Below are 15,954 nucleotides of genomic sequence, written 5' to 3' on the forward strand. Positions count from 1 at the left end.
AGGCTGAGGATTGCGAGTGAAGAGAACAGTTTCATGGTCAACTTTTGCTTGGGGTAGACGCACTCGCACAGCTAGCCCGCGCGGAGGGGCTGCCGCTTCTGTCAAATGACCAGTCCGATGACGGGACGGCGATCAGTCCGCGGGGCGGCTGATGCTGGCGAGAACGGGGCGTAGCCCGGACCGCGAGGTGATTCCGGCCTTCGAAAAGATCCGGTGCAGGTGGTACCCGACGGTTCTGTGGGACAGGTACAGTCTGGCGCCGATCTCCTTGTTCGAGAGACCTTCGGCGGCGAGTTGCGCGATGTGAAGCTCCTGCGGGGTCAGCGTGTCCCACACCTGTTCGGTTCGCCGGCGGCTGGTTTCGCCCGACGCTCGCAATTCCTCGCGGGCCCGATCGCTCCAGGGCGAAGCGCCGAGCGCATCGAACATGTCGCGTGCCTCGCGCAACGGAGCCCTCGCATTGGCGGATCTGCGCTGGCGGCGCAGCCATCCGCCATAGGCCAGGAGAAAACGGGCACGCAGGAACGGCCATTTCTTCGCGGCCGGCCCAGGACCTTGCAATCCAAGACCCTGCAAGAAGAACTGTTCGGCATCATCAGGCGCCGCGAGGAACGCCTTGCCATATTGCAGTATCGTCCCGACCCACGGCACCGGCGTCGGAGCCGAGGCGCGCTCGATCTCGTCGAGCACGCGGCTCGCCTCGTCCGCATTGCCGGATGACACGGCGGCCTCCACGAAATCCGCGAGGCCAAAGAACTGAAGGCCGAAATTGAAAGCGGGATCGGCCGGCGTGAACAGGCGTCGCAGATGCTCAAAGGCCTCCCAATGACGGCCCGCGCCGATTGCGGATACGCCTCGTGCGATCTGCAACATGGCCAGCAGGAAACTCGCGCCGATGGACAGGGCCAGGGCTTCCGCCTGCGCCGCATACGCTTCGGATTGCTCCAGATTGCCTTGCATTCCAGCGAGCCTGGCTTTCAGGATCGTGGCTGCGGCAATCCACGGAAGCCCGCCGGTCTCTTCGGCAAGCCGGGCGGATTCCTCGGCCTCCCTCATGGCGCCTCGCCAGTCACCGACTTCCATTTCCGCCCACCCTTGGGCGAAAAGCACCCGGGCAAGATCGCTGAGCCGTCCCTGCATGCGCAGCACGGCACTGGACTCGGCGAGAAAGTTCACGCCGATGTCGAAGGTCCCGATGACATTGGCGGTGCTGCCGAGGATTCTCGCAATGGTGGGATCGCTGGGCGCCGTTCCCGCAAGCCCCTGCAGCTTGAGGTACACATCAGCTCCGCGCCGCAGCGGTTCGACGTAAGCGGAGATCGCGATCAGGCGGGGATCCGTGTCGGGCAATTCCAGCCGCGTTGCCGCGTCGTAAACCTTTTTGCAAAGTTCATCGCTTGCGCTGCTCCACCAGCAGCGTTGCGCGGCGCGCCAAAGAAGGTTGCCGGCGAGATCGATCGCGCCGGCGGCGTGGGCTTTCGCGGCGAACCCGATCAAGGCGAGAATCTTCGCGGGATGGTTGGCCGCCGGAGGCTGGCTGATCTCGCGGCACCAGGCAATCCGAACCAGCGCCAATTGGTTCGCTTCATCGATGTCGGCCTGCCGCAGCAGCCGCTCCATGAGCTCCGGCTGCCCCAGATCGGCCGCGAGTTCGGCCGCCCGCAACAGCCGATCGCCTCTGGCTCTCGCCGTGCTGCTCAGCCGTGCCGCGCTTTCCAGGACCTCGATCGCCATCGCCACGGCGCCGCGCCGCAACGCGCGCGCCGCCATCAGGTCGTATTCGCCGGCGAGCTCGTCGTCAGGTCCGATCGTTGCCGCGGCACGATGCCACAATTGGCGGTCGAGCTGATCGTGAATCACGGCAGCAAGCGCGGCGTGGATCCTCTGGCGGGTTGCCGGGTCGGCGGCCTGGTGCATGGCGGAGCGAACCAGCGGATGCCGAAACCGCACCTCCGTTCCGTTGATCTCGATCAGCTTGGCGGCGACCGCGGGCGCCATCGCATCGATCCCCACGCGCTCGCCCAACACGGCTTCGGCGGCGGAAAGGATTTCGTGGAGCGATGTCCCGTCGTTTTCTGCCGTCACGAACAGCAGCAATCGCGCGATAGGCGGGAGGTCGGATAAGCGATTGGAGAAGGCGCGCTCGAGCCGGTCGGTCAGCGGAAGCCACGGCGTATCTCCAGCGGCTCGTTCTCCGCGAGGCAGCTCCACAAGGGCCAGGGGATTGCCCGAGGCTTCCTTAAGGAAGCGGCTGCGCAGCTCCGCAGGAAGGCCCGGCGCGTTGGCATCGAGCAGATGCTCGGCATCGGCGGCGTCAAGCCCTGAAAGTCGCAGCCTCTGGGTCGAGGCATCGCCAAGCGAACCCTTGAAGTCATCGCGCATGGCCACCACCAGAACGATCGGGTCCGAACTCAATCTGCGCGAGATGAAGGCCAGCACCTCATAGGTCGCCTGATCCAGCCATTGGGCATCGTCGGCAACAAGCAGCAGAGGCTTGCGCGTCGCCCTTTCACTCAGCAGAGACAGCGTCGCGAGTGCAACCAGGAAAATATCGGGCGCCCCCGTGTCATCCTGCATGCCAAATGCAGCCAGCAACGCCGATCGCTGGCGAGGGACAAGGCCCTCGGCCCCTTTCATCAGCGGACGCAGGGCCTGTTCAAGTGCTGCAAACGGCAAATGGACTTCGGCCAGGACGCCGGTCATGCCCAAGACGGTGAAGCCGCTTTCACTGGCTCTGTGCCTGGCCACATCGAGAAGCGCAGATTTTCCGATGCCGGGCTCGCCGCTGATCACAAGCGTGGATCCACCCTGGTCGATCCGCTCGATCAGATGATCAATCAGCGCAATGTCCTGCGCACGACCCTGCAAACTTGGAGACGCAGGGGCAGCACCACTGCGCCTCTTCGGCGACGAGGCTGTCTTTTTCGCCCGTCTGGTCATCGCATAACCGTTAGTGGCACTGCACCCTTCGAACTCAGTCGAGGTTTAACGTTAGCATGTACCGGGAACCAGAGGAGAGCCGTATACGTGATGACTGCTTCCGGCCTGTCTCGCCTGCTGCACCCCATCCTTTGGCCCGCCGGATTGATACAGGCCTAGCCGCGCACCAGCGAGACCAGCCAGCTGCGGCCGAACAGGATGAGGATCGCAAGCGCGTAGACGATGGTGCCCCCAACGGCCAGCAGGCCCAGCGTCAATTCATCGTGGAAGTGCATCGAGGACAGATAGGAACCGCCGAAGCGCGCGATCAGCCAGAACGTGGCGGCGAGGATCAGTCCGGTCAGCAGGAATTTGCCGAGCGACAACAGCCAGGCGCGGTCCAGCACAAGGAAGCCGCGCCGCACCGCGAAGAAGAGCACCAGCAGCAGATTGGTCCAGACGCCAATCGCCGTTGCCAGCGCCAGGCCGATCTGGGCGAGCGATCCCATCAGGGCGACCTTCAGGGCGACGTTGACCGCGATGCCGGTCAGCGACGCCCGAACCGGCGTCGCCGTATCCTTGCGCGCGTAGAAGGTCGCGACCGCGCTGCGGATCAGCACGAAGGGGATCAGGCCGATGGCATAGGCCGCGAGCGTCGCGCCGGCGGCGGCGGCATCGGCCTTCGAGAACGCGCCGCGGGCGAACAGCGCACGCATGATCGCATCGGGCACGGTGATGAAGGCCGCGACGAATGGGATCGAGAACAGCAGCGTGAAATCGAAGGCGCGGCGCTGCGCCTTCATCGCACCGTCATGGTCATTGGCGGTGATCCGCCGCGACATCTCGGGCAGCAACACCGTGCCGATCGCGATGCCGATCACACCGATCGGCAGCTGGTTGAGGCGGTCGGCATAATAGAGCGCGGACAGTGCGCCTGCGGGCAGGAAGGTCGCAATGATGGTGTCGGCGAACAGCGCGACCTGTGTGCCCATCGAGCCCAGCGTCGCCGGGCCGAGCGCTTTGAAGAAGCCGCGGACGTCCTCATCGAGCCGCAGCGGCGCAAAGCGCGGCAGGCCGCCATGGCGCGCGAGATCGCCCGCGAGCAGAAAATATTGCAGGAAGCCGGAAATCAGGACGCCCCAGGCGGCGGCGTGGCCTGCGCTGGGAAACCATGCCGCGAGCGCCAGCGTCATCATCATGGAGATGTTGAGGAAGATCGACGCGGCGGCGGCGCTGGCAAAGCGCTGCATCACATTGAGCATGCCGCCGTAGAGCGTGACCAGCGTGATCAGCAGCAGATAGGGAAAGGTGATCCGGGTCAGCTCGATCGCGAGCTTGCGCTGCTCCGCGTCCTCACTGAAGCCGGGCGCCAGAATGCTCATGGCCTGCGGCATGAACAGCCACGCGACGATGAGTAGCACCACCTGCGAGGCCAGCAGCAGCGTGAAGATACGGTCGGCGAACAGTTTTGCCGCCCCCTCCCCGCGCTCGCCATGGACATGGGCATAGGCCGGCACCCAGGCGGCGTTGAAGGCGCCCTCGGCAAAGATCGCGCGGAAATGATTGGGCAGCCGCAGCGCCACGAAAAAGGCGTCGGCCACGGGGCCGGCGCCGAGGATCGCCGCGAGCATGATGTCGCGGGCAAATCCCGTCAGCCGCGAGAGCAGCGTGTAACCACCAACCGTAAAGATGCGTCCGAGCATGCGTCTGTTTTAGAGCATGGCGCGATTAGGTCTAGGTGCAAGCCGCGACAGAGGTGTGCCCCCTCCCGGGAGAGGGCAATCGCACATGAGGTGTGCGCCAGGAGCGCCGACAGTCTCCACAGCGTCATGGCCGGGCTTGTCCCGGCCATCCACGCCTTGCCACGCACACAAAGAACGTGGATGCCCGGGACAAGCCCGGGCATGACGACCAGCGCGGCAAAACGACGAATTCAGCCCGCGATCGCCCCGCGCACGGCGGCGATGATTCGCTCCTGGTCGGCTTCGGTCAGGTAGGCGTGCATCGGCAGGCTGATGACGTCCTGCGACAGGCTCTCGCAGCCCGGCAGCCCGCCGTCCGCGACCGGATACTGCTTGTAGGCGGTCTGCTGGTGCATCGACTTGCCGTAATAGATCGCGGTCGGCACGCCCTGGGCCTTCAGCGCGGCGGCAAAGCCGTCGCGGTCGGTGCCCTCAGGGAGACGGATCGTGTACTGCGCCCAGACCGAGGTATTGCCCGGCGCAAGCCGCGGCACGGTGACCACGTTCGACAGGCCGCGCGCATAGCGCTCCGCAACCTTGTTGCGGGCGGCGATCTCGTCGTCAAAAATCTTCAGCTTCTCGATCAGGATCGCGGCCTGCATGGTGTCGAGCCGGCCGGTCAGGCCGAGGCGGACGTTGTCGTATTTGTCGACGCCCTGCCCGTGCACGCGGATGCTGCGCAGCGTCGCGGCGAGCTCGTCGTCATCGGTGAAGATCGCGCCGCCGTCGCCGAAGCAGCCGAGCGGTTTGGCCGGGAAGAAGCTGGTCGCGGTGGCGAGCCCGAAGGTGCCGAGCTTGCGGCCCTTGTAGCTCGCGCCAAACCCCTGTGCGGCGTCGTCGAGCACGAACAGGCCTTCGGCCCTGGCGATCTCGGCAATGGAATCGTGGTCGGCGGGCTGCCCGAACAAATCGACCGGAATCACCGCGACCGGCTTCAGGCCGGCCTTGCGGGCGGTCGCGATGCCGCGCTTCAGCGACTCCGGGCTCATGTTGAAGGTGGCTTCATCGACATCGACGTAAACCGGCGTCGCGCCGGTCCGCGCCACCGGCGATGCGGTTGCGATGAAGGTGAAGGACGGACACAGCACGGCATCGCCGGGGCCGACATTCTTCGCCATCATGACCATGAGGATCGCATCGGTGCCGCTGGCGCAGCCGATCACGTGCTTGGCGCCGCTATAGGCCGCAAGCTGCTTCTCGAGCTCGGCGACTTCAGGGCCATTGACGAACTGGCAATGGTCGAGAACGCGCTTGACGGCGGCATCGAGCGAGGCGCCGAGCCGGCGGCGCTGCGAGGCGACGTCGATGAAGGGAATGGGTTCGGAACGCAGATGCTGGTTCATGGCGCCTTCTTGAGTGGTCGACATGGAAAGGGAATCAGCCGGCGACGCGGCGCGGGCCCTTGCGGGCAGCCGACGAGGCCGCGGGCCGCGACGGCGTTTCGAGGCACTGCGTGGCGATCTCGAGGCTGGCGACGCCTTCGTCGCCCGTGACCGCCGGCGTCTCGCCGTTGCGCACGGCCTTCAGGAACGCGATCAGCTCGGCACGGAGCGGCTCGTCGTGGCCGACCGGCAGATGTCGCATCGAGTAGCTGCCATCAGGCTTGAAGCCGAAGCACTCGGTGACCTGGCGCGTCAACAGATCGCCCATCACGTATTTGTCGCGGGTCGCGACCGTGACGCTGCGCGCCTTGAACGGCGTCAACCAGTTGGTGTTGATGTGCGCGAGCACGCCGTTGGCAGTGCGGAACTGCAGGAGCGCGATGTCCTCGCGCTCGGCGACGGCGCTCGACAATTGCGGCTGCACCTCGACGATGTCGGATTCGGTGAACCAGCGGATCAAATCGATGTCATGCACGGCGAGATCGATGACGACGCCGACATTGGACATGCGCGGCGGGAACGGGCCGACGCGGGTGATCGCGATCGAGAGAATATCTTCGCCCGCGATCGCCTGCTTGACGGCGGCGACCGCCGGATTGAAGCGCTCGACATGGCCGATCATGAGCGTGACGCCGGCCTTTTGCGCGGCGGCGACGATCTCGCGGCCTTCCGCGACCGTGGAGGCGATCGGCTTCTCGACCAGCACGTGGACGTTCTTGGCGATGCAGGCGAGCGCGACCTCGTGATGCAGATGGGTCGGTGCCGCGATGGTGACGGCGTCGACACCTGCGGCGAGGAGCTGATCGAGCGTCTCGAAGCCCTGGCAGCTGGCAAGCTCGGTGGTGCGCGTCAGATGCGTTGGCGACGGATCGACCACACCGACGAGGCTGACGCCTGGAAGACCGCTAAGCACGCGCGCATGGTTGCTGCCCATCACGCCCGCGCCAATGACGCCAACGCGCAAGCCGGCCTTTGCCGGTGCAAACCCTTTGGAACTCATCTGAGTAAACCCCGATTCAACGCAAATCCCCGGGCTGCTTCTAGCACGGGCGCCACATTTGTGGCGAATGCCGACCTGACGGTCCGGACACGATTTGATTCAAAAAGTTACACGTTCCCCGGGCCTTACGCCGGAAAACAGACCGCCTTGTCGGCCCGGGTCGCGTGATTCGGAGCTTGCTGGTTACGACCTTTGATAGTCGTCTTCAATCCGGATGATGTCGTCTTCCCCGAGATAGCTGCCGGTCTGGACCTCGATGAGTTCCAGCATGATTTTACCGGGGTTCTCCATCCGGTGCACCGCGCCCATCGGGATGTAGATGGACTCGTTCTCGTGCACGGTCTTGACGGTTTCGTTGACGGTCACCCGGGCCGCGCCGCGAACGACGATCCAGTGCTCGGCACGATGATGGTGCTTCTGCAGCGACAGCCGCCCGCCCGGCTTCACCACGATGCGCTTGACCTGATGACGCTCGCCATTGTCGACGGACTGGTAGCTGCCCCAGGGCCGGTGCACCTTGAGATGCTCCTCGGTGACCTTCGGCGCGACCGCCTTCAGCTTCGTCACCAGGCGCTTCAGGCCGTTGGCATCCTTCTGGCGCGAGACCAGCACCGCATCCGCGGTGGCGACCACGACGAGATCGTCGACGCCTTCAAGCGCGACCAGCGCATGATCGCTCGTGACGTTGCAGTTGCGCGAGTCCTCGAACACGGCGGTGCCATGTGCCGAGTTGCCTTGCGTGTCCTTCTCGGACAATTCCCACACCGCACGCCAGGAGCCGACGTCGGACCAGCCGCAGGACACCGGCACGACCGCTGCGCGCGAGGTCTTCTCCATCACCGCGTAGTCGATCGAGATCGCCTTCGCCGCGCCGAACGCCTCGGGCTCCAGCGTCACGAAGCCGAGATCGCGGCCGGCATTGGTCACTGCATTGGACACCGCCTCGACGCTCGCCGCATCCACCTTGCGGTACTCGTCGAGCAGGACCGTGGCCGGGAACATGAAGTTGCCGCTGTTCCAGAGATAGCCCGAACTGACGTAGTCGGCCGCCTTCACGGCATCAGGCTTTTCGACGAAGCGCGCGACGGCGTGCACCTCGCCGGAGATCACCTCGCCCGGACTGATATAGCCGTATTCGGTTGCCGGTCGCTCCGGCTTGACGCCGAAGGTGACGATGCGTCCGGCGCTCGCGGCGGTGAGGCCTTCGCGGCAGGCCGCGACGAAGGCCGCATTGTCCTGCACCACGTGGTCGGCGGCGAGCGCGAGCACGATCGCGTCACTGGCGCGGTTCTGCGCGAACACCGCGCCCGCGGCGATCGCGGGGCCGGAATCGCGGCGCATCGGCTCGAGGATGACGTCGGCCTCGATGCCGATCTCGGCGAGCTGCTCCAGCACCATGAAGCGATAGGACGCATTGGTGATGACGATCGGACGATCGAACAGCGAGGCATCCGACACGCGCAGCAGCGTGTCCTGGAAGGTCGAGCGCGTACCGAACAGCGGCAGGAACTGTTTGGGGCGCACCTCGCGCGAAGCCGGCCACAGCCGCGTGCCGGCACCGCCGCACATGATCAGGGGGATAATGCGTTTGTCCATCGTCATTTCAAACCTTGAAGTAGTCCCGATACCAGGTGACAAAATTACGGACCCCGAGCGCGATCGGCGTTGACGGTGCAAAGCCGGTGTCGCGCGTCAGATCCTCGACATCCGCGAACGTTTCCAAGACGTCTCCCGGCTGCATCGGCAGCAATTCTTTGATTGCCGTCCGACCCAGCTCCTGCTCCAGAAGCCCGACGACATGCATCAGCTCTTCCGGATGGTTATTGCCGACATTGTAGACCTTAGACGGCGCATTTGCGGCAGCCGGGTCATCCGCGGGCACCCGATCGATGAGCTTGGATACTACACGGGTGACGTCGTCAATATAGGTGAAGTCGCGACGCATTTTGCCATGGTTAAAGAGCCGGATCGGCTTGCCGGCCATGATGGCGTTCACGAACAGAAACAGGGCCATATCCGGTCGGCCCCACGGGCCGTAGATGGTGAAGAAGCGCAGGCCCGTGACCGGCAGCCGGTAGAGATGGCTGTAGGACTGCGCCATCAATTCGTTCGCCTTCTTGGTCGCGGCATAGAAGCTCACGGGATGGTCGGTCCGGTCCTGCACGGCAAATGGCAGTTTAGTGTTGGCGCCATAAACGGAGGATGACGAGGCGTAGACGAGATGACGACAAGAGTTGTTGCGGCAGCCCTCCAGCACGTTGAGAAAGCCTTGGAGGTTGGAATCGGCGTAAGTGTGCGGATGGTCGATCGAGTAACGCACGCCCGCCTGCGCCGCGAGATGCACGACTTTGTCAAATCGATGTCGCGCAAACAGCGCCGCGATGGTCTCGCGGTCGGCAAGATCGGCCTCGACGAAGGTGAAGTTGGAATCGTTCCGAAGCAACGCCAGGCGCGCCTGTTTCAGCGCCGGATCGTAATAGCTGTTGAGATTGTCGAGCCCGACCACGGGCCGGCCCTCGGCCAGGAGCTGCCGGGCGACGTGAAAGCCGATGAACCCGGCGGCTCCCGTGACCAAAATCGCCTGATCCGTCATCCTGTTCCCAAGCGATCTGTTGCCACGCGATCCCCAAGCGGGCCCCGCGGCGCCTCTTTAGCCGCGGTATCGAGGCCGTCGCAATAGCCCCGCCGCTATTCGTCACCGCTCCAGATAAGCGCTATTGCAAGATCGGCGCCAAAACCATACCAAAGCGGCCGAATTCGACGCCTCGCGTCGGGTTGCCTCAAATCTTCGCAAACCCTGTTCATGCGGGCGAGATGCGCCGAATCCTGCTGTCGACGGCCAAAATCCTGATTTCCGGAGCGCTGCTCTACCTGGCGCTGCGCAAGGTCGATCTGTCCGAACTGGTTTCGCGCCTGACCGGGACCAGCCTGCTCTGGATCGCCATGGCGATCGCGGTCACGTTCCTGCAAATCTTCGTCGGCGTGGTCCGCTGGCGCGAGATCAGCGCCGAATGCGGTGCGCCGCTCGAGCTCGGCCGCGCCATGCGCTACAACGTGATCGGCGCCTTCTTCAACCAGACGCTTCCCTCCGCGATCGGCGGCGATGCGGTCCGGCTGTGGCTGGTCGCGCGCGCCGGCGCCGGATGGCGCGCGGCCACCTACTCGATCTTCGTCGACCGCGCGATCGGCCTCGTCGCGCTGGCGATCGTCGTCGTCGCGAGCCTGCCCTGGAGCTACGAGCTCATCACCGATCCGCACGGACGCTCGGCGCTGCTGCTCGTCGACTTCGCGGCACTCGCGGGCGGCGTCGGTTTCCTGATCTTCGGCGCGCTGAAATGGTCGTGGCTGAAGACCTGGTGGGCCACCCATCACATCCACGCCTGCGCCGTGATTGCCAACCGCGTGATCTTCAATGCCAAGCGCGGACCGATCGTCGCAATTCTGTCGCTTCTCGTTCACGTGCTCGCCGTCGTCATTGCGTGGTGCGTGGTGCAGTCGATTGCCGCGCCGGTCAGCTTCGGCCAGACATTCCTCCTCATTCCGCCAATCATGCTGATCACCCTGATGCCGATCTCGATCGCCGGCTGGGGCGTGCGCGAGGCGACGATGGGCCTGGCCTTCGGTTTCGCCGGGCTTTCCGCCAACGAAGGCGTCAACGTCTCGCTGCTGTTCGGCGCCGTGCTCTTCATCGTCGGCGCGATCGGCGGCCTGGTCTGGATCCTCAGCGCGGAGAAGGCCGCGAAAGGGTCGGCGCCGCTCGGGGTGCCGGAGTGAGCCCAGCCATCGACGCTGTCGCCGCCATGTCCTCGCTGCTTGCCGTCGCCGTCGCCGCGCTGATGTCGGCCCTCATCACCTGGACCAGCCGTCCCCTGCTCCAGCGCTACGCCCTGGCGCGGCCGAATGCCCGTTCCTCGCATCGCATTCCGACCCCGCAGGGCGCCGGCATCGCGGTGATCACCGCCACGCTGCTGGTCGCATCGGCCTGGGCCGCCTGGGCAAACGTTGCGATCCCGCCGGCGCTGGTCATTGCAACGATCGTGATCGCGTTGGTCGGATTCGCTGACGACATCGTGTCGCTGCCGGTGTTGGTGCGGCTCGCGCTGCAAGCAGCCTGCGTCGGCGCGGTCGTGTTCACCGCTCCCGAGACCGCGCGCATCGTGCCGGCACTGCCGCTTTCGCTGGAGCGCGGCCTCATCCTGCTCGCCGGCGTCTGGTTCGTGAACCTCGTCAATTTCATGGACGGACTGGACCTGATGACGGTTGCGGAAGTCGTGCCGGTCACTGCGGCGCTGCTGCTGCTGGGACTGCTCGGTGATCTCTCGTGGCCGGCCGCGCTGATCGCCACGGCGCTGTGCGGCGCCATGCTCGGCTTTGCGCCGTTCAACCGTCCCGTCGCAAAAGTGTTCCTGGGCGATGTCGGCAGCCTGCCGATCGGCCTTTTGCTCGGCTGGTGCCTGCTGGAGCTCGCCTGGCACGGGCAGCCCGCCGCGGCGCTGCTGCTGCCGGCCTATTACCTCGTGGATTCCACCATCACGCTGTTTCGGCGCATCGCGCGGCGCGAACAATTCTGGTCGGCGCACCGCTCGCACTTCTACCAGCGTGCCACCGACAACGGCTTCACGGTCCGCCGCGTGATCGGCGATGTGTTCGCGCTCAATCTATTGCTGGCGGTGCTCGCCGTCGTCACCGTACGCGCAGGCTCGACCTCGGTCACATGGCTCGCGCTCGTCGCGGGCGCGATCGCGATCGGATTCGTGCTGCGGCGCTTCTCCCGCCCTCAGACGTCCTGAGCCGCCAGCGCGAGCCGCAGGCCCTCGTCGAGGGAGACCTGCGGCTGCCAGCCGGTCGCGATTGCCTTGGCGAGGTTGAGCTCGAGCGAGCCGATCAGGCTGTCATGGGTATCCTGCCGGCCCATCACGCTGAGCAGCGTTGAGAGCAGGTCCGGCGGCATGCCGAACAGCCGCGAGTTCTTGCCGGCAGCCTTTGCCAGCCGCTCGATGAATTCGGGCGTCGAGACCTGTTCCCTGTCGGCGACCAGGAAGATCTCGAAATTGCTCGTGGGATCGGGGTGAGCCAGCCGGCGCAGGATGAACGACGACAGATTCTGCACGGCCAGGAACGCGCGCTGATTGCGGATCGCGCCAAAGGGCAGCGGCAGTCCCAGATTCACCGCGCGCGTCAGCAGCGCGAAATTGCCCTTGGCGCCCGCGCCATAGACCAGCGGCGGCCTGATCACCGAGATATTCATGTCGCTGTCGCGCGCCAGCGTCCTCAAGCCCGCCTCGGCGGCGGCCTTGGACATGCCGTAGAGGCCGCGCGGCGTGAGGATGTCCTCTTCGCTGAACGGCGCGCGGCCTTCATTGCTGCGGCCGTGCACGAGAACGGTGCTGACGAAGATGAACTGGCGCACGCCCGCCGTCGCCGCGGAGCGCGCCAGGTGCAGCGTGCCGGCGATGTTGACGTTGCGGTAGAGCTGGACCGCATGCTCCTCGTGCTTGTGATGCACGCGCGCGGCGAGATGGACCACGGCGTCGACGCCTTCGAGCGCCGCCTGCCAATCGGTATCGGGGCCGATCGATTCGATCACGACCTCGTCGTCGATCCCCTCCGGGCTGCGCACCGCGCGGCGGACCGACCATCCCGCGCGCGACAGCTCGGGCGCGACATGACGGCCGACGAAGCCGCTCGCCCCTGTCACCAGCACGACCGGTTTTCGCTCGTTCATCGTTGCTCCGCCAGATCGGGGTTGCGCAACAATTCGTCGATCAGCCCGGCATAGGCGTTCATCGCGGTCGTCCGGTCGAATCTCGCCGCCGCCTTCACCGCGCGTTCGGCCATAGCGGCGGCGTCGCAACGGGATGCCGCGCGGATTGCGTCGGCGAGCTGATCGGCGCGGCCCGGCGCCACGACCCAGCCGAGCCCGTTCTCCACCACCGTCAACGCGGCCTCGGCCTCCGGCTCGGAGACCAGCGCCACGGGACGGCCGACCGCCAGCAGATTGTAGAACCGGCTCGGCACCGACACCCCCGCCACGTCCTTCCGGTACGGAATGATCCAGAGATTGGCAGCCGCCAGGAACGCCTCGAGTTCGGCATCCGCGACCCGCGCCACGAAGGACACATTGGGCAAGTTCGCTTCAGCCTGCAACTGCTTCAGCCGCTCGAAGCCGATGCCCCAGCCGGACAGCAGGAAGTGGATGTCCGGCTCGTCCTTCAAAAGGCGTGCCGCCTCGAACACGATGTCCGGATCATGCGTGAAGCCGAGATTGCCCGACAGGCCGACAATGAATCGCGCGGAAAGCGCTTTGCGGAACGGATTGTCCTGCGCCAGGGGACGTGCCGCGGGTACGAGCGTCGCCCAGTTCGGGATGAAGCGGATCTTGTTCCGCGTCATGCCGGAATAGCTCAGGAGCGGCCGCTCCGCATCGCGGCCGATGGTGATGACGGCATTGAGCGCGCGGAACATCAGGCTGTTGGCCGCGCGCATCGTCCGCGTCACGAACGAGCCGGGCTTCAGGATTTCCGCCATCACGAGAACATCGGGGAAGAGGTCGTGCATGATCAGCGCCGAGCGCGCGCCCTTGCATCTTGCCGCTGCCGCGACCGCATAAGGCAGCATGAACGGCGCGGTCACGGTGACCACGACGTCGCCTGCCCTAAGCTCCCGGATCAAAGCGAAGAAGGTGCGCGCCGCGAACAGCAGCTCGGACAATCCGCGCCGCACCAGCGCGGCCTTTCCCGCCATCCGGTTCTTGATGGCAATGACGCGCGGCTTGCCCGGGCCGGTTTGCGAGGCCGGCAATTCGCCGGGCGAGCCCGACAGCACGATGACCTCGTGGTTGACGGCGACGCGACAGGCGATCTCTGCCATGATCGCGGCGGTCGTGCTCGGATCAGGCGGATAGTGCTGGCTCGCGACGACGATCTTGCCTTGAGACTGCATGTTCAGGCCGCGGTCGACCCGAATTCCGGGACCGCATCCTTCAGGATCGTCTTGATCGTGGCCCGATCGTCCCGTGCGATCGCCTGCTCCAGCGCCGCGATCCATTTGCGCAGCGTCTGCATCGGCGGCTCGTTCGGCTGCGCGGCCATGATGCCGGCGACACCGATCTCGCGGGTCGGCTCCTCTGAAGCGAACAGGATCTCGTGCAGGCGCTCGCCCGGCCGCATGCCGGTGAACACGATCTCGATGTCGTAGCCGGGCTGGAGGCCCGAGAGGCGGATCATGCGCTCGGCGAGATCGACGATCTTCACCGGCTGGCCCATGTTGAGCACGTAGACCGAGACATCGGGGCGCGCGGTGCCGAGCGCATGCGTTGCCGCCGTGATGACGAGATCGCAGGCTTCGCGGATGGTCATGAAGTAGCGGACCATGTCGGGATGAGTCACCGTCACCGGGCCGCCGGCCTCGATCTGGGCCTTGAACTTCGGCACCACCGAGCCGTTCGAGGCCAGCACGTTGCCGAACCGGACCGAGATCAACCGCATCGGCGGCCTGGCACTGCCGCTAGCTGCGGCAAGATCGTGGTCGAGCGCCTGGCAATACATCTCGGCGAAGCGCTTGGTGAGGCCGAGCATCGACACCGGCTCGATCGCCTTGTCGGTCGAGATCATCACCATGGCTTCGGCACCGGCGCCGTGCGCCGCATCGGCGACGTTGATCGAGCCGAAGATGTTGGTCTTGACGCCCTCGCTCCAGTCGCGCTCCAGGATCGGCACGTGCTTGAGCGCGGCGGCATGGAACACGATGTCCGGCTTGAACTCCGCCATCAGGCGGATGATGCGCTCGCGGTCGCGGATGTCGGCGATCCGCCCCTCGATCGCGGCCGCAGCGCCCTGCGCGGCCAGCGTCTCCGTGACCGCGTAGAGCGCCGGCTCGGAATTTTCCACGATCAGCAAACGCGCGGCGCCGAAGGCAACGACACGCTCGCAGATCTCGGACCCGATCGATCCGCCGCCGCCGGTGACGATGACAGCCTTGCCCTTGATCAGCGCTTCGAGCCGCGCATAGTCGATCTTTTCGCTCGGCCGCAGCAGGAGGTCCTCGACCGCGACGGCCGTGAGGCGCGGCGCATCGCCGCTCTCCAGCGAGGGCATGCGATTGACGATCACGCCCAGCTTGCGCGCCCGCATCAGGATCGATTCCGGATGAGCGTCCGGCTCGAACGCGGACGGCGTCATCACCAGGCGTGCGATCGGCTTGTCGCGTTTGGCGAAGTCGCCGACGACGTCCTCGATGTCCTCGATGTCGCCCAGCACCGGCACGTTGCGGATGAACTGGCCGCGATCGGATCTCGACGGCGACAGCACGCCCACCGGCCAGATGCGCTTGATCGCCCCGCTCTCGATGCCGCGCAGCAGCACCTCGGCATCCGCGGCGCGGCCGATCAGCAGCGTCGGCGCGGCATCCTCGCCCCTCGCATGCCGCCGCACCCGCGTATAACGGAAATAGCGATAGGCCATGCGCAGCGCGCTGAGGAAGGCGATCTCGAGGAACCAGTAGAGGACGATCGTCACCTTGCCGAGGAAGAAGGCGCCGCGGACGTTGGGCGCAACGAAGATGTAGTCGAGCGCCAGGAGGGCAACCGTCAGCACGGTCGCGACCCGGATGATGTTCAGCGCATCAGGCAGCGAGATGAAGCGCCATTTCGTCGTGGTCAGGTTGAAGAGGAAGAACACGACCACGCTGAAGGCGAGGAAGTAGGGCAGGATCTGGAACAGCAGCGGCAGGCGGTCGAAGAAGCCGTCGCCACCCTCGAAACGCAGGTAGAAGGCTGCGAACAGCGCCGCCGTGGTCGCCAGCAGGTCGTGGAGCGCGATCAGGAAATTGCGCAAGGTGAGATGCGAAAGACGCGTCATCCGCCGACCGATGAAATCCCAGTTAAGTGCAACCTGACCGCGCTGATAGCCCA

At 65.6% G+C, this 15,954-nt stretch carries 11 protein-coding genes; 2 read left to right on the forward strand and 9 right to left on the reverse strand.

Annotation, left to right across the window (positions count from 1 at the left end):
- Nucleotides 1-132: 132 nt before the first annotated feature.
- The 6 genes from AB7008_RS33845 to AB7008_RS33870 all read right to left on the reverse strand — a co-directional run bounded on the left by AB7008_RS33845 (nucleotide 133) and on the right by AB7008_RS33870 (nucleotide 9,636).
- Nucleotides 133-2,940, reverse strand: coding sequence for an ATP-binding protein (locus tag AB7008_RS33845; RefSeq protein WP_441260193.1), 2,808 nt, complete (start codon nucleotides 2,938-2,940; stop codon nucleotides 133-135).
- Between the two features lie 155 nt (nucleotides 2,941-3,095).
- Nucleotides 3,096-4,622, reverse strand: coding sequence for a murein biosynthesis integral membrane protein MurJ (gene murJ / locus AB7008_RS33850; RefSeq protein ID WP_441260194.1), 1,527 nt, complete (start codon nucleotides 4,620-4,622; stop codon nucleotides 3,096-3,098).
- 230 nt (nucleotides 4,623-4,852) lie between these two features.
- Nucleotides 4,853-6,004, reverse strand: a complete 1,152-nt coding sequence (locus tag AB7008_RS33855; RefSeq protein WP_441260195.1) for a DegT/DnrJ/EryC1/StrS family aminotransferase — start codon at nucleotides 6,002-6,004, stop codon at nucleotides 4,853-4,855.
- 34 nt (nucleotides 6,005-6,038) lie between these two features.
- A complete protein-coding gene (locus AB7008_RS33860; RefSeq protein ID WP_441260196.1) occupies nucleotides 6,039-7,043 on the reverse strand; it encodes a Gfo/Idh/MocA family protein in 1,005 nt (334 codons plus the stop codon).
- Nucleotides 7,044-7,226: 183 nt separating this feature from the next.
- Complete coding sequence (locus AB7008_RS33865) at nucleotides 7,227-8,639, reverse strand: mannose-1-phosphate guanylyltransferase/mannose-6-phosphate isomerase (RefSeq protein WP_028159794.1); 1,413 nt, start codon at nucleotides 8,637-8,639, stop codon at nucleotides 7,227-7,229.
- Between the two features lie 7 nt (nucleotides 8,640-8,646).
- Nucleotides 8,647-9,636, reverse strand: coding sequence for an SDR family NAD(P)-dependent oxidoreductase (locus AB7008_RS33870; protein ID WP_441260197.1), 990 nt, complete (start codon nucleotides 9,634-9,636; stop codon nucleotides 8,647-8,649).
- A gap of 221 nt (nucleotides 9,637-9,857) precedes the next feature.
- Here AB7008_RS33870 and AB7008_RS33875 point away from each other — a divergent pair, with 221 nt between their 5' ends.
- Nucleotides 9,858-10,817, forward strand: coding sequence for a lysylphosphatidylglycerol synthase transmembrane domain-containing protein (locus AB7008_RS33875; protein WP_028159796.1), 960 nt, complete (start codon nucleotides 9,858-9,860; stop codon nucleotides 10,815-10,817).
- Complete coding sequence (locus AB7008_RS33880; protein WP_441260198.1) at nucleotides 10,814-11,833, forward strand: MraY family glycosyltransferase; 1,020 nt, start codon at nucleotides 10,814-10,816, stop codon at nucleotides 11,831-11,833. Before AB7008_RS33875 ends, AB7008_RS33880 begins: the two co-directional genes overlap by 4 nt.
- On the opposite strand, the gene AB7008_RS33885 is transcribed toward AB7008_RS33880, so the two are convergent.
- Genes AB7008_RS33885 through AB7008_RS33895 form a run of 3 tightly spaced genes read right to left on the reverse strand, consistent with a single transcriptional unit; the run spans nucleotide 11,821 to nucleotide 15,901 of the window.
- Entirely contained in the window at nucleotides 11,821-12,768 is a 948-nt protein-coding gene (locus AB7008_RS33885) for an NAD-dependent epimerase/dehydratase family protein (RefSeq protein WP_441260199.1), read from the reverse strand. The genes AB7008_RS33880 and AB7008_RS33885 overlap by 13 nt on opposite strands.
- Entirely contained in the window at nucleotides 12,765-13,985 is a 1,221-nt protein-coding gene (locus AB7008_RS33890; protein WP_441260200.1) for a glycosyltransferase family 4 protein, read from the reverse strand. Before AB7008_RS33890 ends, AB7008_RS33885 begins: the two co-directional genes overlap by 4 nt.
- A gap of 2 nt (nucleotides 13,986-13,987) precedes the next feature.
- Nucleotides 13,988-15,901, reverse strand: a complete 1,914-nt coding sequence (locus tag AB7008_RS33895; RefSeq protein ID WP_028170554.1) for a nucleoside-diphosphate sugar epimerase/dehydratase — start codon at nucleotides 15,899-15,901, stop codon at nucleotides 13,988-13,990.
- Nucleotides 15,902-15,954 lie beyond the last annotated feature (53 nt).

Origin of the sequence: Bradyrhizobium sp. 521_C7_N1_3 (genome assembly GCF_052075975.1) — a bacterium.
GTDB lineage: Bacteria > Pseudomonadota > Alphaproteobacteria > Rhizobiales > Xanthobacteraceae > Bradyrhizobium > Bradyrhizobium japonicum.

Coding starts and splice junctions, on each gene's coding strand:
- AB7008_RS33870 (WP_441260197.1), bottom strand. CDS start 9,636: ATGACGGATCAGGCGATTTTGGTCACGGGAGCCGCCGGGTTCATCGGC.
- AB7008_RS33855 (WP_441260195.1), bottom strand. CDS start 6,004: ATGAACCAGCATCTGCGTTCCGAACCCATTCCCTTCATCGACGTCGCC.
- AB7008_RS33875 (WP_028159796.1), top strand. CDS start 9,858: ATGCGCCGAATCCTGCTGTCGACGGCCAAAATCCTGATTTCCGGAGCG.
- murJ (WP_441260194.1), bottom strand. CDS start 4,622: ATGCTCGGACGCATCTTTACGGTTGGTGGTTACACGCTGCTCTCGCGG.
- AB7008_RS33890 (WP_441260200.1), bottom strand. CDS start 13,985: ATGCAGTCTCAAGGCAAGATCGTCGTCGCGAGCCAGCACTATCCGCCT.
- AB7008_RS33860 (WP_441260196.1), bottom strand. CDS start 7,043: ATGAGTTCCAAAGGGTTTGCACCGGCAAAGGCCGGCTTGCGCGTTGGC.
- AB7008_RS33885 (WP_441260199.1), bottom strand. CDS start 12,768: ATGAACGAGCGAAAACCGGTCGTGCTGGTGACAGGGGCGAGCGGCTTC.
- AB7008_RS33845 (WP_441260193.1), bottom strand. CDS start 2,940: ATGACCAGACGGGCGAAAAAGACAGCCTCGTCGCCGAAGAGGCGCAGT.
- AB7008_RS33895 (WP_028170554.1), bottom strand. CDS start 15,901: ATGACGCGTCTTTCGCATCTCACCTTGCGCAATTTCCTGATCGCGCTC.
- AB7008_RS33865 (WP_028159794.1), bottom strand. CDS start 8,639: ATGGACAAACGCATTATCCCCCTGATCATGTGCGGCGGTGCCGGCACG.